The sequence below is a fragment of the Streptomyces sp. LMG1-1-1.1 genome, assembly GCF_040815545.1.
GTDB lineage: Bacteria > Actinomycetota > Actinomycetes > Streptomycetales > Streptomycetaceae > Streptomyces.
In genome coordinates this window covers 40,237-63,554 of record NZ_JBFPNH010000054.1, presented here as the reverse complement: position 1 = coordinate 63,554, position 23,318 = coordinate 40,237, and the positions used below count along the sequence as shown (strand labels likewise).

General features: G+C 70.0%; 17 protein-coding genes. 7 read left to right on the top strand and 10 right to left on the bottom strand.

The window, feature by feature from the left end:
- The first annotated feature begins 94 nt into the window (after positions 1 to 94).
- The 3 genes from chvE to mmsB are packed head-to-tail and all read left to right on the top strand — an operon-like array spanning position 95 to position 4,061.
- Positions 95 to 1,204, top strand: a complete 1,110-nt coding sequence (gene chvE, locus MRBLMG1_RS28195) for a multiple monosaccharide ABC transporter substrate-binding protein (protein ID WP_367826952.1) — start codon at positions 95 to 97, stop codon at positions 1,202 to 1,204.
- Positions 1,201 to 2,820: a multiple monosaccharide ABC transporter ATP-binding protein gene (gene mmsA, locus MRBLMG1_RS28190; protein WP_367826951.1), complete on the top strand. Its 1,620-nt coding sequence runs from the start codon at positions 1,201 to 1,203 to the stop codon at positions 2,818 to 2,820. Before chvE ends, mmsA begins: the two co-directional genes overlap by 4 nt.
- Positions 2,817 to 4,061 (top strand): multiple monosaccharide ABC transporter permease, encoded by a 1,245-nt coding sequence (gene mmsB, locus MRBLMG1_RS28185; RefSeq protein WP_367826950.1) that lies wholly within the window; start codon positions 2,817 to 2,819, stop codon positions 4,059 to 4,061. The genes mmsA and mmsB overlap by 4 nt, the downstream gene beginning before the upstream one ends.
- A 75-nt stretch (positions 4,062 to 4,136) precedes the next feature.
- Here the strand turns inward: mmsB and MRBLMG1_RS28180 are convergent, their stop codons facing one another.
- From MRBLMG1_RS28180 to MRBLMG1_RS28160, 5 genes are all read right to left on the bottom strand, one after another.
- Positions 4,137 to 5,207, bottom strand: coding sequence for an aldose epimerase family protein (locus tag MRBLMG1_RS28180; RefSeq protein WP_367826949.1), 1,071 nt, complete (start codon positions 5,205 to 5,207; stop codon positions 4,137 to 4,139).
- 118 nt (positions 5,208 to 5,325) lie between these two features.
- Entirely contained in the window at positions 5,326 to 6,333 is a 1,008-nt protein-coding gene (gene yjfF, locus MRBLMG1_RS28175; protein ID WP_367826948.1) for a galactofuranose ABC transporter, permease protein YjfF, read from the bottom strand.
- Complete coding sequence (locus MRBLMG1_RS28170; RefSeq protein ID WP_367826947.1) at positions 6,330 to 7,445, bottom strand: ABC transporter permease; 1,116 nt, start codon at positions 7,443 to 7,445, stop codon at positions 6,330 to 6,332. Before MRBLMG1_RS28170 ends, yjfF begins: the two co-directional genes overlap by 4 nt.
- Positions 7,442 to 9,004 (bottom strand): sugar ABC transporter ATP-binding protein, encoded by a 1,563-nt coding sequence (locus MRBLMG1_RS28165; protein ID WP_367826946.1) that lies wholly within the window; start codon positions 9,002 to 9,004, stop codon positions 7,442 to 7,444. The genes MRBLMG1_RS28170 and MRBLMG1_RS28165 overlap by 4 nt, the downstream gene beginning before the upstream one ends.
- A 68-nt stretch (positions 9,005 to 9,072) precedes the next feature.
- Complete coding sequence (locus MRBLMG1_RS28160; protein WP_367826945.1) at positions 9,073 to 10,074, bottom strand: ABC transporter substrate-binding protein; 1,002 nt, start codon at positions 10,072 to 10,074, stop codon at positions 9,073 to 9,075.
- 490 nt (positions 10,075 to 10,564) lie between these two features.
- Here MRBLMG1_RS28160 and MRBLMG1_RS28155 point away from each other — a divergent pair, with 490 nt between their 5' ends.
- A complete protein-coding gene (locus tag MRBLMG1_RS28155) occupies positions 10,565 to 11,527 on the top strand; it encodes a zinc-dependent alcohol dehydrogenase (protein WP_367826944.1) in 963 nt (320 codons plus the stop codon).
- Between the two features lie 256 nt (positions 11,528 to 11,783).
- Here the strand turns inward: MRBLMG1_RS28155 and MRBLMG1_RS28150 are convergent, their stop codons facing one another.
- Both MRBLMG1_RS28150 and MRBLMG1_RS28145 read right to left on the bottom strand, forming a co-directional pair.
- On the bottom strand, positions 11,784 to 12,305 hold the full coding sequence (locus MRBLMG1_RS28150; protein WP_367826943.1) for a universal stress protein: 522 nt from the start codon (positions 12,303 to 12,305) through the stop codon (positions 11,784 to 11,786).
- A gap of 5 nt (positions 12,306 to 12,310) precedes the next feature.
- Positions 12,311 to 13,612 (bottom strand): SLC13 family permease, encoded by a 1,302-nt coding sequence (locus MRBLMG1_RS28145; protein WP_367826942.1) that lies wholly within the window; start codon positions 13,610 to 13,612, stop codon positions 12,311 to 12,313.
- A 327-nt stretch (positions 13,613 to 13,939) separates the two neighbouring features.
- On the opposite strand from MRBLMG1_RS28145, the gene MRBLMG1_RS28140 reads away from it, so the two are divergent.
- On the top strand, positions 13,940 to 16,105 hold the full coding sequence (locus MRBLMG1_RS28140; RefSeq protein ID WP_367826941.1) for a glycoside hydrolase family 9 protein: 2,166 nt from the start codon (positions 13,940 to 13,942) through the stop codon (positions 16,103 to 16,105).
- Between the two features lie 86 nt (positions 16,106 to 16,191).
- On the opposite strand, the gene MRBLMG1_RS28135 is transcribed toward MRBLMG1_RS28140, so the two are convergent.
- Positions 16,192 to 18,579, bottom strand: a complete 2,388-nt coding sequence (locus MRBLMG1_RS28135) for a hypothetical protein (RefSeq protein WP_367826940.1) — start codon at positions 18,577 to 18,579, stop codon at positions 16,192 to 16,194.
- A 203-nt stretch (positions 18,580 to 18,782) separates the two neighbouring features.
- Here MRBLMG1_RS28135 and MRBLMG1_RS28130 point away from each other — a divergent pair, with 203 nt between their 5' ends.
- The gene (locus tag MRBLMG1_RS28130) at positions 18,783 to 19,313 is read left to right on the top strand and encodes a hypothetical protein (RefSeq protein WP_367826939.1); all 531 of its coding nucleotides are present in this window, start codon (positions 18,783 to 18,785) and stop codon (positions 19,311 to 19,313) included.
- A gap of 104 nt (positions 19,314 to 19,417) precedes the next feature.
- Here MRBLMG1_RS28130 and MRBLMG1_RS28125 read toward each other — a convergent pair whose 3' ends face one another.
- Together MRBLMG1_RS28125 and katG are read right to left on the bottom strand one after the other, a co-directional pair.
- Positions 19,418 to 19,939 carry a hypothetical protein gene (locus MRBLMG1_RS28125; protein ID WP_367826938.1) on the bottom strand — a complete coding sequence of 174 codons (522 nt, stop codon included), beginning with the start codon at positions 19,937 to 19,939 and terminating at the stop codon, positions 19,418 to 19,420.
- Between the two features lie 275 nt (positions 19,940 to 20,214).
- Positions 20,215 to 22,410, bottom strand: a complete 2,196-nt coding sequence (katG, locus tag MRBLMG1_RS28120) for a catalase/peroxidase HPI (RefSeq protein WP_367826937.1) — start codon at positions 22,408 to 22,410, stop codon at positions 20,215 to 20,217.
- A 338-nt stretch (positions 22,411 to 22,748) separates the two neighbouring features.
- Between katG and MRBLMG1_RS28115 the strand changes: the two genes are divergently transcribed.
- Complete coding sequence (locus MRBLMG1_RS28115) at positions 22,749 to 23,177, top strand: Fur family transcriptional regulator (protein ID WP_367826936.1); 429 nt, start codon at positions 22,749 to 22,751, stop codon at positions 23,175 to 23,177.
- Positions 23,178 to 23,318: the final 141 nt, after the last annotated feature.

Genomic DNA, 23,318 nt, shown 5'->3' with positions numbered 1-23,318 from the left:
CGGAACGGTGTCGTCCCGGTGGTGCGAGGACACGCGCTGCCGTCGAGCCGTCCCGGTTCGGAGCCGCCGACGACGGGATTGCCAGGTAACGCCCATGAAGAAGTTCCGATCCGTATCCGCCCTCCTGGCCGTGACCACCGGCTGTGCCCTGCTCCTGACCGCCTGCGGGCAGAACAGCGAGGGCGGCAGCCAGGAGTCGAAGGACAAGAAGGACCTCACCATCGGCATCGCCATGCCCACCAAGTCCTCCGAGAGGTGGATCGCCGACGGCCGGAACATGACCGCGAGCCTGAAGAAGGCCGGCTTCTCCACGACCCTGCAGTACGGCGAGGACGACCCCGACCAGCAGGTCGCCCAGATCGAGAACATGATCACCCAGGGCGTCGACGCCCTGGTCGTGGCCGCCATCAACGGCGAGGCCCTGTCCAACGTGCTGCAGCAGGCGGCGGACGCCCACATCCCGGTCATCTCCTACGACCGGCTCATCCTGGGCTCCCCGCACGTCGACTACTACGCCTCCTTCGACAACGAGAAGGTCGGCGAGCTCCAGGCCACGTACATCGTGGAGAAGCTGGGCCTGAAGGCCGGCTCGAAGAAGGGCCCCTTCAACATCGAGCTGTTCGCCGGGTCCAACGACGACAACAACACCAAGTACTTCTTCAACGGCGCCATGAAGGTGCTGAAGCCCTACCTCGACAAGAAGCAGCTGGTCGTACGCTCCCAGCAGACCCAGCTCAACCAGGTCACCACGCTGCGCTGGGACGGAGGAACGGCCCAGAAGCGCATGGACGACCTGCTGACCTCCGCCTACTCCACCGCCCGGGTCGACGCCGTGCTGTCCCCCTACGACGGCATCTCCATCGGCATCCTCTCCGCCCTGAAGTCCGACGACTACGGCAGCGCCGCGAAGCCCCTGCCGGTCGTCACCGGCCAGGACGCGGAGGTCGCCTCCGTGAAGTCGATCATCGCGGGACAGCAGACCCAGACCGTCTACAAGGACACGCGTGCACTGGCGCAGGTCGCCGCGGACATGGTGGAGGCCGTCCTCGCCGGCAAGAAGCCCGAGATCAACGACGACGCCACCTACGACAACGGCAAGAAGGTGGTCCCGGCCTTCCTGCTCGACCCGGTGAGCGTCGACAAGTCGAACTACCGGAAGATCCTGGTCGACTCGGGCTACATCGACGCCGAGGAACTGCGATGACACCCTCCGCGGCCCCGTCCCCGGCCGCCGGCCCCGTCCTCGAGATGCGGTCCATCGTCAAGACCTTCCCCGGAGTCAGGGCACTGTCCGAGGTGACCCTGTCCGTGGCGCGCGGTGAGGTGCACGCCCTGTGCGGGGAGAACGGTGCCGGGAAGTCGACCCTCATGAAGGTCCTGTCCGGCGTCCACCCGCACGGGACCTACGAGGGCGAGATCCTCTTCGACGGCGAGCCGTGCCGTTTCAAGGACATCAGGGCCAGTGAGCGGCGCGGCATCGTCATCATCCACCAGGAGCTCGCACTCGTTCCCTACCTGTCGATCGCCGAGAACGTCTTCCTCGGCAACGAGCCGTCCCGGCACGGGATCATCGACTGGCACGAGGCGCTGCGCCGTGCTTCCGAACTGCTCAGGCGGGTCGGGCTCGACGAGCACCCCGAGACCCGGGTCGCCGACCTCGGTGTCGGCAAGCAGCAGCTCGTGGAGATCGCGAAGGCACTGGCGAAGAACGTCCGCCTGCTGATCCTCGACGAGCCCACCGCGGCGCTCAACGACGAGGACAGCGCGAAGCTGCTGCGGCTGATGCGGGAGTTGAAGAGCCAGGGCATCACTTCGATCATCATCTCGCACAAGCTGAACGAGATCGCCCGGATCGCCGACTCCGTCACCATCCTGCGCGACGGGCGCTCCATCGAGACCCTCGACGTCAGGGACCCCGCCACCACCGAGGAACGCATCATCCGCGGCATGGTGGGGCGGGACCTCGACAGCCGGTTCCCCGACCGCACGCCGTACGAGGGCCCGGCCGACGCCGCCCCCGTCCTGGAGATCCGGGACTGGACCGTACGTCACCCTCTCGACCGCGGCCGCAAGGCCGTCGACGGGGTCTCGCTCCAGGTCCGCCGCGGGGAGATCGTCGGCGTCGCGGGACTCATGGGGGCCGGCCGCACCGAACTCGCGATGAGCGTCTTCGGCCGTTCCTACGGCCACTACGAGCACGGCACCGTGCTCAAGGACGGCCGCGAGGTACGGACCCGCACGGTCCCCGAGGCGGTCGCCCACGGCATCGCGTACGTCACCGAGGACCGCAAGCACTACGGGCTCGACCTCCAGGACTCCGTGAGCCGGAACATCTCGCTCGCGTCACTCGGTGCCCTCGCCCGCCACGGCATCGTCGACGGCCACGAGGAACGCAAGGTGGCCGAACGGTACCGGCGGACCATGACCATCAAGGCGCCGAACGTCCTCGAACCGGTCGGGCGCCTCTCCGGCGGCAACCAGCAGAAGGTCGTCCTCAGCAAGTGGATCCTCGCCGGACCGGACGTCCTCATCCTCGACGAGCCCACGCGCGGAGTCGATGTGGGAGCCAAGTTCGAGATCTACACCGTGATCGACCGGCTCGCCGCCGAGGGCAAGGCGATCCTCTTCATCTCCTCCGAGCTGCCCGAACTGCTCGGCATGTGCGACCGCGTCTACACCATGGCCGCGGGACGGCTGACCGGCGAGGTCGCCCGTGCGGACGCCACCCAGGAAGTGCTGATGCGGCACATGACGCAGGACACCCCCGCACCACCGGCGGGCGCCGCGGGCGCCGCCTCCAGCGAAGGACACCAGGCATGAGCACCGACATCAGCATGGACAAGAGCGCTCCGGCGCCCCCGGGCGGCGCCGCCCCGCCGAACGGGACACCGGTGATCCGGGTGCTCCTGGACGGCGTCCGGCGGAACATGCGCCAGTACGGGATGCTCTTCGCACTCGGCCTGATCGTGCTCCTGTTCCAGATCTGGACGGGCGGCGACCTCCTGCTGCCGCGCAACGTCTCCAACCTGGTGCTGCAGAACAGCTACATCCTCATCCTGGCGATCGGCATGATGATCGTCATCATCTCCGGGCACATCGACCTGTCGGTGGGCTCCCTGATGGCCCTGGTCGGTGGGATCGGGGCGGTGCTCATGGTCGAGCACCACGTGCCCTGGCCCGTCGCGGTGCTCGTCACCCTGCTCCTCGGGGCCGCCGCCGGCGCCCTGCAGGGATTCTTCATCGCGTACGTCGGCATACCGTCGTTCATCGTGACCCTCGCCGGCATGCTGCTGTTCCGCGGGCTCACGGAGATCTTCCTCAAGGGGCAGACGCTCGGCCCGTTCCCGGACGGACTGCAGAAGATCGCCAATGGCTTCCTGCCGGAAGTGGGGCCGCAGACCAACTACCACAACGGGACCCTGCTCCTCGGTCTGGGACTGATCGCCTACGTAGTGTTCCAGGAGATCCGCGACCGTCGTCGCCAGCGGGAGTTCGCCCTGGAGCCGCTCCCCACGGGCCTGTTCGCGCTGAAGGTCACGGCGCTGGTCGCCGCCGTCCTGGTCACCACCCTGCTGCTCGCCAGCTACAAGGGTGCCCCCGTGGTCCTCCTGATCCTGGCCGCGCTGCTGGTCGGATTCGGTTACGTGATGCGCAACGCGGTGATCGGCCGCCACGTGTACGCGATCGGGGGGAACCTGCCGGCCGCCAAGCTGTCCGGGGTCAAGGACAAGAAGGTGACCTTCGCGGTGTTCCTCAACATGGGAATGCTCGCGGCGCTCGCCGGGCTCGTCTTCGCCGCGCGCTTCAACGCGGCCTCGCCGAAGGCCGGCGTGAACTTCGAACTGGAGGCCATCGCCGCCGCGTTCATCGGCGGGGCGTCGATGAGCGGTGGCGTCGGAACCGTCCTGGGAGCCATCATCGGCGGCCTGGTCCTCGGCGTACTCAACAACGGCATGAACCTCGTCGGCGTGGGCACCGACTGGCAGCAGGTCATCAAGGGCCTCGTGCTCCTCGCGGCGGTCGGCTTCGACGTCTGGAACAAGCGCAGGGCAGGCGCCTGACGCCGCTGCCGACATGGCTGTGCCCGCCGGCTCCTCCCCCGGCGGGCACAGCCATGTCGGCGTGCGCGTGCGCGGTCAGCCGCGCGTGCCGAACCGCAGGACCGTCCTCGACCGGTACTCCTCACCGGGTCGCAGCACCGCGGACGGGTCACCGGGGCGGTTCGGGGAGTCGGGGAAGTGCTGGGTCTCCAGCGCGATGCCGGCGCCCGCCCCGTAGGCCGTACCGCTCTTGCCGAGGACCGCTCCGTCGAACTGCCCCGCGGTGTAGACCTGCAGTCCGGGCTCCGTGGTCAGCACCTCCATGCAGCGGCCCGTGGCCGGCGCGTGGAGGACGGCGGCCCGGTGCGGCGTGTCGTCGCCGTGCGGGTTCAGTACGAAGTTGTGGTCGTACCCCCCGGCCGCGCCCGGGCGGGCCAGGGCGTCGGCGATCCTGAGCGGTCGGCGGAGGTCGAACGCGGTGCCGGAGACGGGGCGGTGGTCCCCGTGGGGAATGAGGTCGTCGTCGACCGGCGTGTAGTGGGAGGCGTGGACGGCGAGTTCGTGGTCGAGGACGTCGCCGGCGCCCTCGCCGTCGAGGTTGAAGTACGCGTGGTTGGTCAGGTTGACCAGGGTGGGCGCGTCGGTGACCGCGGTGTAAGAGAAGGAGAGTTCGTTGTCGCGGCCGACGAGACAGCTGACGGTGACGTCCAGGTTGCCCGGAAATCCCTGGTCGCCGTCGGGGCTGCGGAGGCGCAGGAGTACGCCGGTCCACTCCGGGGTGTGCACGCTTTCGGCTTCCCAGAGCCGGGTGTCGAAGCCGTCGGTTCCGCCGTGCAGGCAGTGGCCGTTCTCCTGAGTGGTCAGCTGGTACGGCTTTCCGTCCAGGCAGAACCGGCCTTGTGCGATGCGGTTGGCGTAGCGGCCGACGGTGGCGCCGAAGTACCGGGCGGCGGTCGCCGTCTGTGCCGGTTCGCGGGGAGCGAGGACGATGTCGGTCGGCGTGCCGTACCGGTCCGGCACCCACAGCCCGTGGAGGCGGGCACCCCGGGTGTGTACCTCCGCCGTGAGTCCGTCGGGAAAACCGAAGATCCATCGTTGCCCGGAGTCCGGGCCGGGGTGGCAGACCGGTGGGCCTCCGGTGAAGGGAGGGCAGGAGGACGGGGTCATGGGCGTTCCTTGTTCGGAGTGCGACCGCGGCCGGGCAGGGGGCGGTAGGCCCCGCTTTCCCGGCCGCGGTCGCCGTCGGTGTTCTGCTCGGGATCCGGGCCTGCCCGGCCCGGGTGGTCTACCGCGACGGGCGGGATCCGCCGAAGAGGCGTTGGAGGAGGATGAAGACGAACAGCAGGCCGCCGATGACGATGCGCGTCCACCACGAGCTGAGCGTGCCCTGGAAGTTGATGACGGTCTGGATCAGGCCGAGGACCATCACGCCCAGCGCGGTCCCGAGGACGAAGCCCGAGCCCCCGGTGAGCAGCGTCCCTCCGATGACGGCGGCCGCGATGGCGTCGAGTTCCATGCCGACGGCGTGCAGGGCGTAGCCGGACAGCATGTAGAAGGTCAGCAGCAGACCGCCGAGGGCGGAGCACAGACCGCTCACGGCGTACACCGCGACCTTGGTGCGTCCCACGGGCAGGCCCATGAGACGGGCCGAGGACTCGTTGCCGCCCAGGGCGTAGACGGTACGGCCGAAGCGGGTGTGGTGCAGGACGACGAAGGCGAGCGCCAGCACGACCAGGGCGATGACCACGGCGGGCGACACGAACAGGCCCCCGGGCAGGAGTACCCGGGTCTGGGCGATCCGCGTGGTCGTCGGGTCGGTGAGGGAGATGGACTCGGTGCTGATCATGTAGCAGAGGCCGCGGGCGAGGAACATGCCCGCGAGGGTGACGATGAAGGGCTGGATCTCGAAGGCGTGGATCACCCAGCCCATGAGGGCCCCGCCTCCTGCTCCCACCAGCAGGACCGCGGGCACCGCCAGGGCGAGCGGCACGCCGTTCTGTTCGACGAGCCAGGCCGTCAGCATGGTCGACAGGGCCACCATGGAGCCGACGGACAGGTCGATTCCACCGGTGAGGATGACGAACGTCATGCCGATCGCCACGACGAGCAGGAAGCCGTTGTCGATCAGGACGTTCAGCAGGACCTGCGCGGAGAAGAAGCCTTCGTACTGCAGGGAGCCGATCGAGAACATCGCGATCAGCAGTGCGGCCGTCACCATGAGCGGCAGGCGGGTGGCATGCCGTACCGAGAACCGCTGGAGCGGCCTGGTGAGGGAGGAGAGGGTGGTGCTCACGGGTGGACCTCCTGGCGGCGGGCTCCCACGTCGCCGGCCGCGGGGCCCGGGTCCGGGGCGGTCGGTCGGTGACGGCGTGAGAGTCGCGCGCGGAACGCGGGCGACTGGACGAGGCACACGACGATGACGACCAGGGCCTTGAAGACGAGGGTGGTCTCCGGCGGCACGCCGAGGGTGTAGATCGTGGTCGAGAGGGTCTGGATGATCAGCGCGCCCAGGACCGTCCCGCCGAGGGAGAAACGGCCGCCCGTGAGAGCGGTGCCGCCGATGACCACGGCGAGGATCGCGTCCAGCTCGATCCACAAGCCGGCGTTGTTGCCGTCGGCGCTGGACACGTTGGAGCTGATCATCAGACCGGCCACCGCGGCGCACACGGCGCTGACGACGTAGACCATGACCAGAAGGCCGGCCGCCCGGATGCCGACGAGTCGGCTCGCGACCGGGTTGCCGCCCACCGATTCGATGAGCATGCCGAGCGCGGTCCGCCGGGTGACGAGGGAGGTGACGGCCACGAGGGCCGCGGCCAGCAGGACGGCGAAGGGGAGGGTGAGCCAGTAGCCGCCGCCGATCATCTTGTAGGCGCTGCTGGACACGCTGATGATCTGACCGTCGGTGATCAGCTGGGCCACGCCGCGCCCGGCGACCATGAGGACCAGCGTGGCGACGATGGGCTGGACGCCGAGCCGGGCGACGAGGAAGCCGTTCAGCACTCCGATCGCGGCGGCCACGCCGACCGCCACCGCGATCGCCGACATGACGGTGGGCAGACTTCCGGGGTCCTTCGCGGTGGCGATGTGCTCGCACGCGAGGGCGCCGGCGATGGCGACCGTCGAGCCGACCGAGAGGTCGATGCCCCGGGTCGCGATGACCAGCGTCATGCCGAGCGACACCAGGATCAGGGGCGCGCCGAACTGGAGGATGTCGATCAGGCTGCCGTACAGGTGTCCGTTCTGGACCCGTACGGCGAAGAAGTCGTGGGTGAGCGCGACGTTCCCCAGCAACAGGGAGGCCAGGACGGCGGCGGGCCAGAACAGGCGGTGCTCGGTGAGCCGCCGGGCGCCGGGCGCCCGGACCGGACGCCCCCCGGCGCCGTTGTCGTCAGGTGGTGTCATGAGGTGGCTCCGGTGGCGATGGCGCCCAGGATCCGGTCGGGCGTCAGGGTCGTGTCGTTGGGGAGGGTGGCGACGAGCCGGTGGTCGCGCAGCACGCCGACCCGGTGGCTCAAGCGCAGTACTTCCTCGAGTTCGGCGGAGATGAAGAGGACCGCGGTGCCCTCCGCCGCCAGGCGGGTGACGAGTTTCTGGATCTCCGTCTTGGCGCCGATGTCGATGCCCCGGGTGGGTTCGTCCAGGATCAGCAGCTCGGGGTCGGTGAGCAGCCATCGGGCGAGCAGCACCTTCTGCTGGTTGCCCCCGCTGAGGTTGCGGACCTGTGCCTCGGGGTCGGCCGGGCGGATGTCGAGAACCTCGGTCCACCGGGCGGCGATCTCGTCCTGTCGGGCGCGGGAGAGGGGTCTGGTCCAGCCTCGTGCGGCTTGGAGGGCGAGCACGATGTTCTCGCGGACCGTGAGTTCGCCGATCAGGCCCTCCGCCTTGCGGTTCTCCGAGCAGAAGGCGATCTTGTGGGCGATCGCGTTGCGCGGCGAGCGCAGGACGGCGCGCTCGCCGTCGATCCGCAGCTCGCCTCCGTCGGCGTGGTCGGCGCCGAAGAGCAGCCGGGCCGCCTCGGTGCGTCCGGATCCGAGGAGTCCGGCCAGGCCGATGACCTCACCGCGGTGGATGTCCAGGTCGTACGGCTGGACGGAACCGGCCCGGGTGAGTCCGCGGGCGCTCAGGAAGGGGGCGTCCGTGGACTCGGGGACGACGGCGGTGGCGGTGTGGGAGGTCTCGGCCAGTTCGTCCAGGGTGCGCAGTTCGCTGCCGACCATGCGGTGGACGAGGGTGACGGGTGTCAGTTCGTCGATCCGGTACTCGCCTTCGAGGCGTCCGTTGCGCAGGACGGTCACCCGGTCGCACAGGTCGAAGACCTGGTCGAGGAAGTGGGTGACGAAGAGGATCGCGACGCCCCGGTCCCGGAGTCGGCGCACCAGGGCGAAGAGTTGGGCGACCTCGTCCCGGTCGAGGCTGGAGGTGGGCTCGTCGAGGACGAGCACCTTCGCCCGAATGTCCACGGCACGTACGATCGCGACGAGTTGCTGGACGGCCAGGGAGTGCGCGCTCAGCGGCAGGCGGACGTCGAGGTCGAGTTCCAGCTCGGTGATGAGCTGTGCCGCGCGCCGGTGGAGGGCCGACCAGCGGACCAGTCCCAGGCGCCGGGGTTCACGGCCGATGAGGATGTTCTCGGCGACCGAGAGGTTGGGGCACAGGTTCACCTCCTGGTAGACCGTGCTGATTCCGGCGTGCTGTGCCTCCAGCGGTTCGGCGAACCGCTCGCGGCTGCCGTCCACGGAGACCGTTCCCGCGTCGGGTGGGTGGACCCCGGTGAGTACCTTGATGAGGGTCGACTTGCCGGCGCCGTTCTCGCCCATCAGCGCGTGGACCTCGCCCGGGAAGAGGCGCAGGTCCACGCCGTCGAGGGCGAGGACGCCGGGGAACGCCTTGCGGATGCCGTGGGCCTCCAGGACCGGCTGGTCGGTGCGTGGGGGTGTGCGGGGGGTGGGTGGGGCTGCCATCCGCCCTCCTCTCCTGAGAGGGACGGGGGCGGCGCGAGGACCGCCCCCGGTCCGGTGCGGGCGGTAGGTCAGTACTGGCGGCCGGGCAGGGCGGCCGCGGCCTGGTCCTGGGTGAAGACGCCCTCCTTGACCTCGACCCGTCGCGGGACGCTCTCCCCCGCCGCGACCTTCTTGGCGAGTTCCATCAACTGGTCGCCGAGGAGCGGGTTGCACTCGACCACCACGTTGATCTTCTTCTCCTGCATGGCGACGAAGGCGTCCTTGATGCCGTCGACGGAGATCACCTTGATGTCGGTGCCCGGCTTCTTGCCGGCCTCCTCGATGGCCTGGATGGCGCCCAGGGCCATGTCGTCGTTGTGGGCGTACAGGACGTCGATGTCCTTGTGGGACTTGAGGAAGGCCTGCATGACCTCCTTGCCCTTGGCTCGGGTGAAGTCCCCGGTCTGGGAGGCGACGACCTTGAACTTGGGGTCACCCTTGATGACGTCGGCGAAGCCCGCCTTGCGGTCGTTGGCCGGTGCGGAGCCGGTGGTGCCCTGGAGTTCGACGAGGTTGACCGGCGCGGAGGTGCCCTCGTACTCCTTGACCAGCCACTTGCCGGCCTCCTCTCCCTCCTTGACGAAGTCGGAGCCGAGGAACGTCCGGTAGAGGGAGGTGTCCTGCGAGTCGACCGCACGGTCGGTGAGGATCACCGGGATGCCGGCGTTCTTGGCCTCCTTCAGGACCGTGTCCCAGCCGGACTCCACCACCGGCGAGAAGGCGATGACGTCCACCTTCTGCTGGATGAAGGTGCGGATCGCCTTGATCTGGTTCTCCTGCTTCTGCTGCGCGTCGGAGAACTTCAGCGTGATGCCGGCCTTCTCGGCCGCCTCGCGTACGGACTTGGTGTTGGCGGTACGCCAGCCGCTCTCGGCTCCTACCTGAGCGAACCCGAGCACCAGTTTGCCGTCGGAGGAGCCCTTGCCGGCGCCGCCGGTGGTACCGGTGGTCGCGGGCTCGGTGGTGCAGGCGGTCAGCACACCACCGGCCAGGGCTACGGCGGCGACGATGCGGAGGGCTCTGTGGGCCATGTCGTGGTTCCTCTCGGGACGTGCGTCGTACCGGGCGGTGCCCTGAAGGGGAGGGGCCCGGCGAAGGTGTGGCTGCTCAGCGGTGGTTGACCTGGGCCGAGGCGGAGTGTGCGCCGGCCCCCGACGACCGGTGGGCTGCCGAACGCGACACATTGTGAGCGCTAACAGACGCGTAACTCAAGGGTTCGTACGGCTGTTTCCTGTTCTTGATACGGAGAGACGCGTCGTCGGACCGCTAGTCGCACCCAAAAGTTGTGAGCGTTAACAGTTTTCCTGAGGCGCCTCGCGGCACAGAAGGCCCCACGGATTGAAGCCCGTTGACACCCCCCACCATGCTTCGTATCGTCGCGACACAATTTCGAACGGCGCCCGAAATCTCGAACATCAGGAGTCGCCCCATGTGTTCCACTCCGCCCACCGCGCAGGGCGGCTTCCTGTGAGCCGCCGGGGGCAGGCCGTCGTCATCGACGCTCCCGGCACGTTTCGCCTCGTGCCGCACGAACCTCGACAGGCGGGGCCCGGCGAAGCCCAGGTGCGCGTGCATGCCGTCGGGATCGGCCGCAGCGACCGCGACGCCTACCTGGGTCGGCGCCCCGCTCCGTACGTGCGCTATCCGCTCACCCCCGGCCACGAGTGGTCCGGCACCGTCACCGCCGTGGGCGAGGGCGCGCCCGCCTCCCTGCTCGGCCGCAAGGTCGTGGGCGAAGGGCTGCGCACCTGCGGGACCTGCGCGCCGTGCCGCGACGGAGAGACCAACCTGTGCACCCTCGGATACGAGGAGACGGGGTTCACCCTTCCCGGCGCCATGGCCCCCACCCTCGTCCTCCCCGCTCGTCTGCTGCACACCCTCGCGCCGGACGCCGACCTCACCGCCGCCGCGTTCCTCGAGCCGGCCGCCCGCGCGGCCGCCGCCGTCCTCAAGGCGTCCCCCCTGCCCGGTGCACGGGTGGCCGTCATCGGCTCCGGTGCCCTCGGACTGCTCGCCGCACAGCTCCTCGGCGCCTTCTCCCCGAGCGATTTGACGGTCGTCGGTACGAGCCCCGACCGAGCCGATCTGTCCCGCCGTTTCGGAGCCACCGCCTACCGGACGTGGGACCGTGCCTCCGGTCTCGCGGACTTCGACGTGGTGCTCGACACCGCGGGCGCGGCGTCGAGCGCGCGCACCGCGACGTCCCTGCTGCGACCGGGAGGACGCCTGGTTCTCACGGGTATCCCGGTCCACGGGGCGGAAAGGCTCGATCCCACCGAGGTCGTCGCCCGGCAGCTGTCGATCGGGGCCGTCTTCGGAGCCTCCTCAGGCGCCTGGTCCTACGCCGTACGCGCCTTTTCCGCGAAACGGCTGACGCCGCTCGAACTCCTCACGCACCAGCTGGGCATCGACGAGTTCGAGCGCGCCATGGAACTCACGGGCAGCGGGGATCCCCGCGTCGGGAGAGTCCTGCTCCGTCCTTGAGACTCACGGCCACCGGGATCGCGTTCGCGGCGATGGCCCGGTGAACGGCCTGAGGTGCCGGTGGAGGTAGTCGACCCGGTCGCCGCCCTGGATCCGGCCGTCCACCGTGGGGGCAACGGCGGACGGTCGCTCTCGCCGTGGGCGAGGTGGGACACGGCCGCGCCACCGCGGCCCTTGGGACATGGACGCCGGAGCCGTAGCCGAGGAAGGCCGAGCACCACGGCCGCGCCGGTGACGGGCGGCGGGTCGTCGCCCGTCAGACGGTATGAGGCGGAAGAGGGGGCGGCAAGGCGGGCGGCCCCGGCGGCGGTTCGGGCCACACGAGCAGCACCGGGCAGGGGGCGTGGTCGACGACGAAGCGTGCGGCGGGACCGAGGCTGTGCGGTCCGAGATGGGCACGGTCGCCGTCCCGGGCCAGGATCAGCAGGTCGCACCCCTCCGCCGCGGCGACGACCTCGCGCTCGACCCGCCCGGTGCGCTCGGTACGCGTGCAGGGGCGCCCCAGACGGTCGGAGGCATCCTGGAGCAGCTGCCGTGCGGAGTCGGCCGCGAGGTGTTCCAGGTGCGTTCCGGGGTCCCTCCCCCAGCCTTCGGCCGGACGGTTCCCCGAGGGGTGGCCGCGTCCCATCAGCCCGGCGAACGCGCCATGGGCCGCACCCGGGACGTCGACCGAGGTGACGTGCAGCAGGACGATCTCGGCGTCCGCCGGGGTGTGTGCGCGGGCGGCGTCCACACAGGCGGGCCAGGTGCCCTCGGCGATCCAGACGACCACGGCCATGGGTATCAGCCTCCTCCGATGACGGTCAGCGAGAGCCACAGTGCCAGGACGGCGGCGAGGAGGCTCGCGGGGACCGCGTACACGCCGAGCCGGGTGAACTCCTTCAGCTCCACCTCACCGTCGTGGGCGTGGACGATACGCCGCCACAGCAGGGTGGCCAGCGAGCCGGCGTAGGTGAGGTTGGGGCCGATGTTGACGCCGAGCAGGACGGCCAGGACGGCGCCGGGTCCCGACGGGGCGGTCAGCGGCAGCAGTACGAGTACCGCGGGCAGGTTGTTGATGACGTTCGCGAGGACTGCGGCCAGCCCGGCGAGAGCGAGGAGTTCCGGGAGGCCGGTGCCGTCGGGGATCAGGTGCCCGAGGGCTTCGTCGAGACCGTTGTCGACCACCGCCAGAACCACGATCCCGAGGGCGAGGACGAAGGCGAGGAAGGGCACGGAGGCGGCCCGGAGCAGAGCCCGGGGACTGGTGCGGCGGCGGATGAGGGCACGTACGGCGAGCGCGAGTGCCCCTGCCAGGGCGGCCCACGTCGGGTCGACGCCGGCCACCGAGGTCAGCACGAAGCCCGCGAGCGTGCATCCCACGGTCACCAGGGCGAACAGCGGCAGTGGCGGCGGTTCGACGGCGGCGGGGGCCTGCGCCCCGGCGTCCAGGTCGGTGGCGAAGAAACGCCGGAGGACCAGGTACTCGACGCCGATCGCCACCACCCACGGCAGGGCCATCAGCGCGGCGAACCGGGTGAAGCTGAGCCCGCTGGCGGCGAAGGCCAGCAGGTTGGTGAGGTTGGAGACGGGCAGCAACAGGGAGGCCGTGTTGGACAGGTGGGTGCAGGCGTAGACGTGTGGCTTCGGCCGGGCGCCGATCCGGGCCGCGGTGGCGAACACCACGGGCGTGAGCAGCACCACCGTGGCGTCCAGGCTGAGCACCGCCGTGATCGCCGACGCGGCCAGGAACACCTGCGTGAGGAGCCGGCGTGGCCGACCCGCCGCCGTTCGCGCCATCCAGGCCCCACATGCCCGGAACAACCCCTCGTCGTCGCAGAGCTGGGCCAGCACCAGGACGGCCGCCAGGAATCCGATCACCGGCCCGAGCCGTTCCGCCTCGGCCAGCGCGTCGTCGAAGGAGACGGTCCCGGTGGCGATCACCACCGCCGCGGCCGGGACGGCCACGACCGCCTCCGGCCACCCGAAGGGCCGAATGACCGCACAGGCCAGCACGAGAACGAGCAGGGCCACGGCGAGCGTCTCCGCGAGCTGGGGGTCCAGGATCCGTTCCTTCCGTCGCGAGGGGCGGGCCACCTGCGCCATCGCGCCGAACGCTACCCCGGTGGATCTCGCGCTTCGCGCATCGACGGGCAGCCGACTTCGCGGTGCCCCCGTCGGGACCGTTGACGGCGGCACCGGGCGTCACTACTGTCCGGTCCAGATCTTCGACCTGTCTGCCCCGGTTCGACGTGACGCGCTCTGGGAGCGCTCCCATACTTTCCCCCACCAGTTGCGCCGGTGGCGGAGAGGTGGGCCGCAAGCCGGAGTCAGTACGTGCTCATCCGAGACGAGCCTCGGCTCTCTCCACCAGCTCGCGACGCCACCAGCGCCACTTCCTGCTGACCCCCACATCCCGTAGGAGCCGCCCCCATGCCCCCCACCACGGCCTCGTTACTGCGCCGCCCCGCACGCCTCTCCGCCACGCTCCTGACCGGCGCCCTCCTCGTCGGGGGTCTCGTGCCGGCACAGGCTGCCGCGGGCGCATCCGCCACGACGGCGGCGACCACAGCCGTACGCGTCAACCAGGTCGGCTACCTGCCCGACGGGCCGAAGCGCGCCACCGTCGTCACCACGGCGACGCAGGCGCTCGGCTGGCAGCTGCGGAACGCGTCCGGCACGGTGGTCGCCTCCGGTTCGACCGTCCCACGCGGCGCGGACGCCCCCTCCGGACAGTCCGTCCAGGTGGCGGACTTCTCCTCGCACCGGGTGGCGGGCACCGGGTACGTCCTGAGCGTGGACGGCAGCAGCAGCGCTCCGTTCGACATCCGCGTGGACCTCTACGACACGCTGCGCTCCGATGCGATGGCGTTCTTCCACCACCAGCGCAGCGGCATCGCGATCGACGCCTCCCTGGTGGGTTCGGCCTACGCACGCCCGGCCGGACACCTCGGCGTCGCACCCAACAAGGGCGACGTCTCCGTCCCCTGTCAGGCCACGGTGTGCGACTACACCCAGGATGTCAGGGGCGGCTGGTACGACGCCGGCGACCAAGGCAAGTACGTGGTCAACGGCGGCATCTCCACCTGGCTGCTCGTCAACTCCTTCGAGAGGGCCGAGCGAGCCGGCAAGGAAGCGGCGCTGGGCGACTCCACCCTGCGCGTCCCCGAGCGCGGCAACGGCATCCCCGACGTCCTCGACGAGGCGCGGTGGGAGCTCGACTTCCTGATGCGGATGCAGGTGCCCGACGGCAGGCCGTACGCGGGCATGGCCTTCCACAAGATCCATGACGCCGCCTGGACCGGCATGCCGATGCGCCCCGAACAGGATCCCCAGCCACGGGAACTGCACCGCCCGTCCACGGCGGCCACCCTCAACCTCGCGGCAGCCGCCGCGCAGTGCGCCCGGGTCTTCCGGCCGTACGACTCCGCCTACGCCGACCGCTGCCTGTCGGCCGCCCGTCGGGCGTGGAGCGCCGCGCAGGCCAACCCGGCGATGTACGCACCGGATTCCGACGGGACCGGCGGCGGGGCCTACGGGGACACGCGGGTCACCGACGAGTTCTACTGGGCCGCGGCCGAGCTGTACGCGGCGACCGGCGAGAGCGCCTTCCGGGATGCGGTCACCTCCTCGTCCTGGCACACCTCCGCCGACGCCATCAGCCCGTACGGCTTCGGCTGGGCGGACACCGCCGCGCTCGGCCGGCTCGTCCTGGCCACCGTCCCGAACGGGCTGCCCGCCGCCGACACGGCCCGGATCCGCACCTCGGTGACCGCCGCGGCCGACGGCTACCTGTCCAGGATGGCTGCCCAGGGGTACGCCGTACCCGTCCCCGCGGACGGCTACTTCTGGGGATCGAACGGTGAGGTCGCCAACGACGCCATCGTCATGGCCGTCGCCGGGGAGCTGACGGGCGACGCGCGCTACCGCGCCGGTGCCCTGGAGACCATGGACTACCTGCTGGGGCGCAACGCCCTGGGCCAGTCCTACGTCACCGGCCACGGCGAGACGTCCTCGCAGAACCAGCACCACCGCTTCTGGGCACACCAGCTGGACGCCTCCCTTCCCCACCCGCCCGCCGGTTCGCTCGCGGGCGGCCCCAACAGTGCGCTCCAGGACCCGCTGGCCCAGGAGAGGCTGCGCGGCTGCGCACCCGCCGCCTGCTACGTCGACCACATCGACTCGTACTCGACCAACGAGGTGGCGGTCAACTGGAACGCCCCGCTGGCCTGGCTCGCCGCCTACGCCGCCGAGCGGACCTCCACCGGCGGCGAACCGCCCACCGCTTCCTGCACGGTGACCTACGCGGTGAGCAACGTCTGGAGCACCGGCTTCACCGCGAACGTCACCGTCAAGAACGCCGGTCCGACGGCCGTGGACGGATGGCAGCTGGCCTGGACGTACCCGGCCGGCCAGCGCGTCACGAGCTCGTGGAACGCCACCGTCACCCAGAGCGGCACCGCCGTCAGCGCCCGCAACACGGACTGGAACCGGACGATCGCCCCGGGAGCGACCGTGAGTTTCGGAGTCCAGGGGAGCCACACCGGCTCCACTCCCCCTCCCACGGCCTTCACCCTCAACGCCGGGCCCTGCGCCTGACCCCGACATCGGCAGTACGCATGGGAAGGGCCCCGCCCCGGGGCGAACCGGGGTGGGGCCCTTCCTGTTTGCGCTGCTCGTTCAGGCTACTCCTGGACGGTGCGGCGACGCCGCATCCACCACACCAGGGCCGCGCCGGTGGCGGCGATCGCGACGGCGATGCCGGAGATCAGGCCGATCGGGGTGTCCGATCCGGTGTCGGCGAGGCCGCCGTCCGGGGCCGGCCGGTTAGCAGGAGGCGTCGCGCCCCCGCTGCCGCCGGTGTCGCCGTTGCCGGGCGTGGTCGGGTCCGGGCCCGGTGACGTGGGCGGGTCGGTCGGCGTCGGCTTTGGCGTCGGCGTCGGCGTCGGCTCGGGCTTCCCGTCATCTGTCAGGGCGGCGCCGTTGCCGCCCAGGAACGCGGTGTCGCTGTCGCGGGCAGAGGTCTCCGTGCGGACGGAGTCCTGCGTCTCGCGGGGCAGTTCACGGTGCTGGGCGGTGAACTCGACTGCGGTGATGTTCCGCTTGGGGGCCTTGGCGAAGTCGATGCCGCCGACGAAGAACGTGTAGATCCGGCCGTCACCGAGGGGCCATTCGTAGGTGAAGTCGCCCTTGGTGAAGGACTTCACCATCTCCTGCCACACGGTCCGCTTGTCCCAGTGGGCGTTCTCACCGCGCAGCGGCCACCGCTTCAGGTTGTTGCTGTTGATGAGGGGACGGAAGTCGGTCGCCTTCTTCGCGTCCTGCTGACGGATCCACTCGGCCGCGACGCGGGACTTGTAGACGCGGCGCAGGTCGGCGTACTTGGGGTCGGTGTTGATCTGCTGCGCGACATGCGGGACGAGGTACTGGGTGATCAGCCGGTGGCTGCGCTCCTTCTCCTCCTTGCTGAGCTTCTTCGAGCAGTTCTCTCCCTGTACGGGGGTGTCGAAGTCCATCGCCGCGTGGTTGACCTCCAGCGGGGCGTCGAGGATGTAGATCCCGCCGTCCTGCTCGCGGACCTTCGCCCGGCCGGGAACGATCCAGTTGCGTCCCGATCCCCAGCACGGCACCCCTTCGACCTTGGGGGCGGCGGCCATGAACTCCTTGCCCGGGGACTTCTTGGGGTCCATGGCGCGGGAGAAGTCCCGCTTCATCTCCATGTCGGCGACGAGGAGGACACGGCCGGCGTCGGTCTCACCGAACGCCTTGTCCATGATGGTGTCGGGCTGGTCGGGGTTGAGGTTCACCCACTGCCGGTCCGGGGTGAGCGCCAGCCACGTGAACAGGGCATCGGAGGCCAGTTCGAGCTTCGCCTGTCCGCCCCAGCCCGGGTTGTCGTCCTCATCGGGCACGAGGTCGGCCTTCATGGAGTAGTCCAGGGCCTTGCCCTTGACCGGGTTGCCGACGTACTGGAGCTCCAGGGTGGAGAAGTCCACCCCGCCCGGGCCCCGGCCGAGCGCGGACCGGGCGTTGTCCGCCAGGTACTGGTTCTGCAACTGCCGGGCCTGGGCCGGGTTCCGTCCCGACCCGTAGGCCATCGAGGCGCCCGGACCCTGGGTGCCGCGGTTCGGCAGCGGGTTGAACACGTCGTACGTCTTCGTGTACTTCGTCTGCGGCCACAGGCCCTTCGCGGTCGCCCGGCGCTCCGCGATCCGGATCGGGTTGTTCCCCGTCCCCCGCTCCGCCCGCAGCTTGTCGTTCTCGGCCTTGTAGTCGCGGAGGGTGGCCCCGTTCGGCTTCTCCGACGTGAACATCGTCAGGCGGTGCCGGGTGAAGTCGTACTTCGCGTCCTTGTGCCGCAGGATGACCCTGTCGGCCCGGAGCTGGGCCGGCTTGCGCTTGCCGTCGGACTTGAACTCCCCCAGCTCACCGGTGCGCTGGTTGTAGGAGTCGTAGCGCCGGGAGGCGATCTTCTTGCCGTCCTTGTCGAAGATCTCGATCGTGACCTCGCACAGCCAGTCAGGGCCGACCATGTTGAAGTCCTGAACCGCCTTGACCTCGAACACGCCCCCCTTCTGCTTGCTGACCTGCGCGCTGATCAGGTTGACCTTCCAGCTGCCGAACGGCTTGGGGCTGCTCGACTCGTTCCGGTGCCGCTTGTAGCGGGAGTAGATCGCCTTGCGCATGTCCTCCGGGTCCTTGGAGGCCGCATACGCCGCGTCCCACTTGTCGATGTCCGCGCGGCTGCCGGTGAGCTGCCCCAACTCGGCCGCGGTGGGCGCGGGAACGTTCTCGAAGCCCTTGAACGCGTTGTTGTAGTAGTACTCCTCGTCCGGCCCGGACTTCGTCCATTGGTGCTGCCCCGTCGGCGCACCCGAGTTGTTGGGCGTACGCGGGACGGTCCTCTTCAGGTGCATCTGATCGCACCGCTTGCCGCCGGTGATCTTCGCGTAGTCCCCGGGCGCGGCCGACGCCACGGACGGCAGGCCGACCAGCAGCACCGCCGCCGAGGAAACGACCGCCAGCGCGGCAGATAAGCGCCTCTTCAGGCGCTGTCGTATAGGTGTGCTCACGTAGTGTCCCTGGTCGTGGGGGCCACGGGACTCAAGACTGCGAGGGCAGGCCGGACAAGGGGCCCCCGTATCGTGCCCACTCCTGCCGACCCACCACACTAGAGTCCGCCAACACCGCACGGACAAGGCGTTGTTGACGCGTCGTGTGATAACTCCGCGAAGATCCTGCGCGGGTGACAGCACGGTTCGGTAGGTTCTGGCGCATGACCACGCCCCACTCCGACTACGACTCCACCCGCCACCCCGACCTCCTGGCCTGGCTCACCGAACGCCAGGCCTCCTTCGAACGCTGGGCTCGGGAAGCCGGCGGCGTCGACCGGTTCGACTTCTCCGACGCCTCCCTCGATGTCCTGGAAGACCTCGTCAAGGCGTCGTTCGCCGAGTCGGAGGAGATCACCGCACAGCGCCGCTCCCCCTTCATCCAGGGTGCCGTGTGGTACATCGGCGAGACCCTGCGCCGGCGGCGCGAGGGCTGGGTATGGAAGTTCGAACCGGACGTTGCCTTCGGCCTGCTCCCGGCGTTCTATCCGACGGTCCCGGACCCCGCATACCTGGACACCCCCTGTGTCGGCGCCCCCGATGCCAAGCCCGGCGAACACTGGTACCCCCTGAACACGCTGCGCCGACTCCTCGCCACCGAGGACGAGTTCGACAACCCGATCGACGAACGACTCGTCGGCATGGTCGAAGGCTGGTACGACGAAGACGAGGGAGACGAGGAAGACGACGAGTAACTGGCGCCCGCATCTACACGAGTTCCTCGCCGACGGGTGGCCCGTCGTGCAGCTTGCACGCGCACGTGCACTGGCCGAAGCGGGGACGGGGGATGCTGGACCGGTCAGCGTCCTGCGGCGTGACGCCGCCGGTGGTGGGCGCGGGTGACGGCGGCAAGGAGTGGCCCCCAGGCGACCAGCGGCAGGTAGAGGATTCCCGCGATGGTGCTGCCGAGTGGGGTCATGTCGGGATGGGGGAAGGCCCACCAGAAGGCGAACTGGGTGAGGATCAGCGTCAGCGCCGCGGCGCCGCAGCTCGCCGCCACGGTCACCGCACGCGGGTTCGGCCGGCGTCCGCCGACGAGGGGGACCCACGACGGCAGCACCTCACCCCACGGCCGGACCAGCCCGAGCGTGAGCAACGCGAGCAGCTCTCCGCCCACGGTGAGCCCGACCACGTACACCGCACCCCAGCCGGTGAAGCCCATCGCCTCGTACCCGGCCTCGGTGTACCCGGCGGTGAAACCGGCCGCCAGAAGCAGGCGCCAGACCCCGGACGGCAGGGTGAGCAGCGCTGCGGCGTGGGCGGCTCGGACGGCCCAACGGGGCGGGGGCGGAAGGCTCGGGTCGCGTTGCGTGGTCCTCATGAGTCCATCGTCTCGGCGTGCCGTCTCCCCGGCATCGCCCCTGGGGACGGGCCTCGACGCCGGCCTCGGAAGGAGACCCGCCCCTCCGTCTCCCCCACGCGGGGGAGGGTCGTCCGCCCCGTCGGCCGCCACGAGCAGCCGGCCGGGACGCCCGCCTCGGACTACGGTCCGGGCATCCCGCCTCGGACTACGGCCCGGACTGCGAGTCGCACTCCGGGCCGTAGTCCGAGCGACGTCCGGTGGGCATCCGGTCGTAGTCGGCGGGGGACGTCGCGTCAGGCGAGGTCGAACCGGTCGAGGTTCATGACCTTGTCCCAGGCGGCGACGAAGTCACGGACGAACTTCTCGCGCGCGTCCTTGGCCGCGTAGACCTCCGAGATGGCCCGCAGCTGGGAGTTCGCACCGAAGACCAGGTCCACGGCGGTGGCGGTCCACTTCGGTTCGCCGCCCTCCGTGCCGGCGACGCGCCCCTCGAACACGTTCTCGTCCATGGCCGACGCCTTCCACTGCGTACCCATGTCGAGCAGGTTGACGAAGAAGTCGTTGGTCAGGGTCTCCGGCCGGTCGGTGAACACACCGTGCGCGGACCGCTTGAAGCCGGTGTCGAGGGCGCGCATACCGCCGACGAGCACCGTCATCTCGGGCGCCGTCAGGTTCAGCATGCCGGCACGGTCCAGCAGCAGCGTCTCCGGCGAGAGCTTCTCACCCGCCGGCAGGTAGTTGCGGAACCCGTCGGCCCGCGGCTCCAGCACGGCGAACGACTCCACATCCGTCTGCTCCTGCGTGGCGTCCGTGCGTCCCGGGGCGAACGGGACCGTGATGTCGTGCCCGGCGTTCTTCGCGGCCTGCTCGACCGCCGCGCAGCCGCCCAGGACGATCAGGTCGGCGAGCGAGACCTTGGTCCCGCCGCTCTGGGAACCGTTGAAGTCCTGCTGGATCCCTTCGAGGGTCCGCACGGTCTCGGCCACCTCGGGCAGGGCGTTGACCTCCCAGTCCTTCTGCGGCGCGAGCCGGATCCGGGCGCCGTTCGCACCGCCCCGCTTGTCGGTGCCGCGGAAGCTGGCCGCCGACGCCCAGGCCGTGGCGGCCAGTTGGGAAACGGTCAGCCCGGAGGAGAGGATCCGGTCCTTGAGTGCGGCGACGTCCCCGTCCGCCACCAGCTCGTGGTCGACCGACGGCACCGGGTCCTGCCACAGCTGCGGTTCGGGGATCCACGGGCCGAGATAGCGCGAGACCGGGCCCATGTCCCGGTGCAGCAGCTTGTACCAGGCCCTGGCGAACGCGTCGGCGAGCTTGTCCGGGTTCTCGTGGAAGCTCTTCGAGATCGGGGCGTAGACGGGATCCAGCTTCAACGCGAGGTCCGTCGTCAGCATCATCGGGGCGTGCCGCCTGCCGGGATCGTGCGCGTCCGGCACCGTGCCCTGCGCCGCAGGGTCCTTGGGGGTCCACTGCTGCGCCCCGGCCGGGCTCGTCGTCAGCTCCCAGTCGTAGGCGAACAGGTTGTCCAGGTACCCGTTGTCCCACCTCGTCGGCTCGCTCGTCCACGCGCCCTCGAGCCCGCTGGTGATCGTATCGGCGCCCTTGCCGCTGCCGAACGAGTTGTGCCAGCCGAGGCCCTGCTGCTCCAGCGGGGCGGCCTCCGGTTCCGGACCGACGTACTCGGGGTCCACCGCGCCGTGGCACTTGCCGAAGGTGTGGCCGCCGACGATGAGCGCGACCGTCTCCTCGTCGTTCATCGCCATGCGCCCGAACGTCTCGCGAATGTCCCGGGCGGCGGCGAGGGGATCCGGATTTCCGTTGGGACCTTCGGGATTGACGTAGATCAGACCCATCTGCACCGCACCGAAAGGACCGGTGAGTTCCCGGTCACCGCTGTAGCGCTCGTCTCCCAGCCAGGTGTCCTCGGGCCCCCAGAAAACCTCATCCGGTTCCCAGATGTCCTCCCGGCCGAAGCCGAATCCGAACGTCTTGAACCCCATCGACTCCATGGCGCAGTTGCCGGCGAAAACCAGAAGGTCGGCCCAGGAGATCTTCCGCCCGTACTTCTGCTTCACCGGCCAGAGCAGCCGCCGCGCCTTGTCCAGACTCGCGTTGTCCGGCCAGCTGTTGAGAGGGGCGAAGCGCTGCGCGCCGGAACCGCCGCCGCCGCGGCCGTCGGCGATGCGGTACGTTCCCGCCGCGTGCCAGCTCATCCGGATGAAGAGCGGCCCGTAGTGGCCGTAGTCGGCGGGCCACCAGTCCTGCGACGTCGTCATCACCTCGAAGACGTCGCGCTTCAGCGCGTCGACGTCCAGGGTCGCGAACTCCTCCGCGTAGTCGAAGTCCTCGCCCATCGGATCGGCCTGGGGCGAGTTCTTATGGAGAACCTGGAGGTCCAACTGGTTCGGCCACCAGTCCCGGTTCGTCCTGGGACGAGTGGGCGCGGGGGTGGGGGAGGGGATTGCGGGGTTCTCGCTTTCGCTGCCGGACACGTCCGTCCTTCTTCCTGTCTCGGTGCTTCCATCTGGCTGCTCGCTCTTGACGGCGTCCGTATGGTCGCGCACCGCGGAGCCCCCGGCGGAGAGAACACGCAGGGCTCCCCCACCCGAGAAACTTTCCCGCTCGGGCCGGGCGGGAATGGGCGAGAACAGGAAAGATCGTACGATCATCGATATCTCTCCCGCCGGTCGGAAAAGCCCGGCTCTTATCACCGCCGGGTACCCTGTAGCTCCCTTTCGGCCCCGTGACCGGTCCCGCCGAATCCTTTGTCCGCCACATCCTTTGTCCCTCCGAATCCTTTTTCCCTCCGAACCCGAACTGGTGAACCGAGATGAGTGACCTGCTGGAGCGGCTGCGGGGGCGCGGCTGGCGCATGACATCCCAGCGGCGTGTCGTCGCGGAGGTCCTCCACGGCGAGCACGTGCACCTCACCGCCGACGAGGTCCACGCCCGCGCGGCCCGGCGACTGCCCGAGATCTCCCGAGCCAGCGTCTACAACACCCTGGGCGAGCTGGTCGCCCTCGGCGAGGTCGCGGAACTCTCCCCGCACGGACGGGCCAAGCGCTACGACCCGAACGCGCACCGCCCCCACCAACACCTCGTGTGCTCCGCCTGCGGCCTCATCCGCGACGTCCATCCCGTCGGCGACCCACTGGCCGGCCTCCCCGCGCAAGAGCGCTTCGGCTTCGCGGTGTCCGACGTCGAGATCGTCTACCGCGGACTGTGCCCCTCCTGCACGGCGGCTCCACCGCCGGCGTGACTCGAGTACGTCGAGTCCCGCTACGACCACTTCCGCCGGCTGCTCCAGCTCGCCGAGGGGGCGGCCGAAGGAGAGACGTTCACCTTCGTCGGCACCAGCTACACACACGCGCTGAGCGAAGCCGAACGCAAGCTCAGCCGT

Excerpts from the sequence above, each read along its gene's own strand:
- chvE (WP_367826952.1), top strand. The coding sequence starts at position 95 with ATGAAGAAGTTCCGATCCGTATCCGCCCTCCTGGCCGTGACCACCGGC.
- mmsA (WP_367826951.1), top strand. The coding sequence starts at position 1,201 with ATGACACCCTCCGCGGCCCCGTCCCCGGCCGCCGGCCCCGTCCTCGAG.
- mmsB (WP_367826950.1), top strand. The coding sequence starts at position 2,817 with ATGAGCACCGACATCAGCATGGACAAGAGCGCTCCGGCGCCCCCGGGC.
- MRBLMG1_RS28180 (WP_367826949.1), bottom strand. The coding sequence starts at position 5,207 with ATGACCCCGTCCTCCTGCCCTCCCTTCACCGGAGGCCCACCGGTCTGC.
- MRBLMG1_RS28170 (WP_367826947.1), bottom strand. The coding sequence starts at position 7,445 with ATGACACCACCTGACGACAACGGCGCCGGGGGGCGTCCGGTCCGGGCG.
- MRBLMG1_RS28165 (WP_367826946.1), bottom strand. The coding sequence starts at position 9,004 with ATGGCAGCCCCACCCACCCCCCGCACACCCCCACGCACCGACCAGCCG.
- MRBLMG1_RS28160 (WP_367826945.1), bottom strand. The coding sequence starts at position 10,074 with ATGGCCCACAGAGCCCTCCGCATCGTCGCCGCCGTAGCCCTGGCCGGT.
- MRBLMG1_RS28150 (WP_367826943.1), bottom strand. The coding sequence starts at position 12,305 with ATGGCCGTGGTCGTCTGGATCGCCGAGGGCACCTGGCCCGCCTGTGTG.
- MRBLMG1_RS28145 (WP_367826942.1), bottom strand. The coding sequence starts at position 13,612 with ATGGCGCAGGTGGCCCGCCCCTCGCGACGGAAGGAACGGATCCTGGAC.
- MRBLMG1_RS28140 (WP_367826941.1), top strand. The coding sequence starts at position 13,940 with ATGCCCCCCACCACGGCCTCGTTACTGCGCCGCCCCGCACGCCTCTCC.
- MRBLMG1_RS28130 (WP_367826939.1), top strand. The coding sequence starts at position 18,783 with ATGACCACGCCCCACTCCGACTACGACTCCACCCGCCACCCCGACCTC.
- MRBLMG1_RS28125 (WP_367826938.1), bottom strand. The coding sequence starts at position 19,939 with ATGAGGACCACGCAACGCGACCCGAGCCTTCCGCCCCCGCCCCGTTGG.
- MRBLMG1_RS28115 (WP_367826936.1), top strand. The coding sequence starts at position 22,749 with ATGAGTGACCTGCTGGAGCGGCTGCGGGGGCGCGGCTGGCGCATGACA.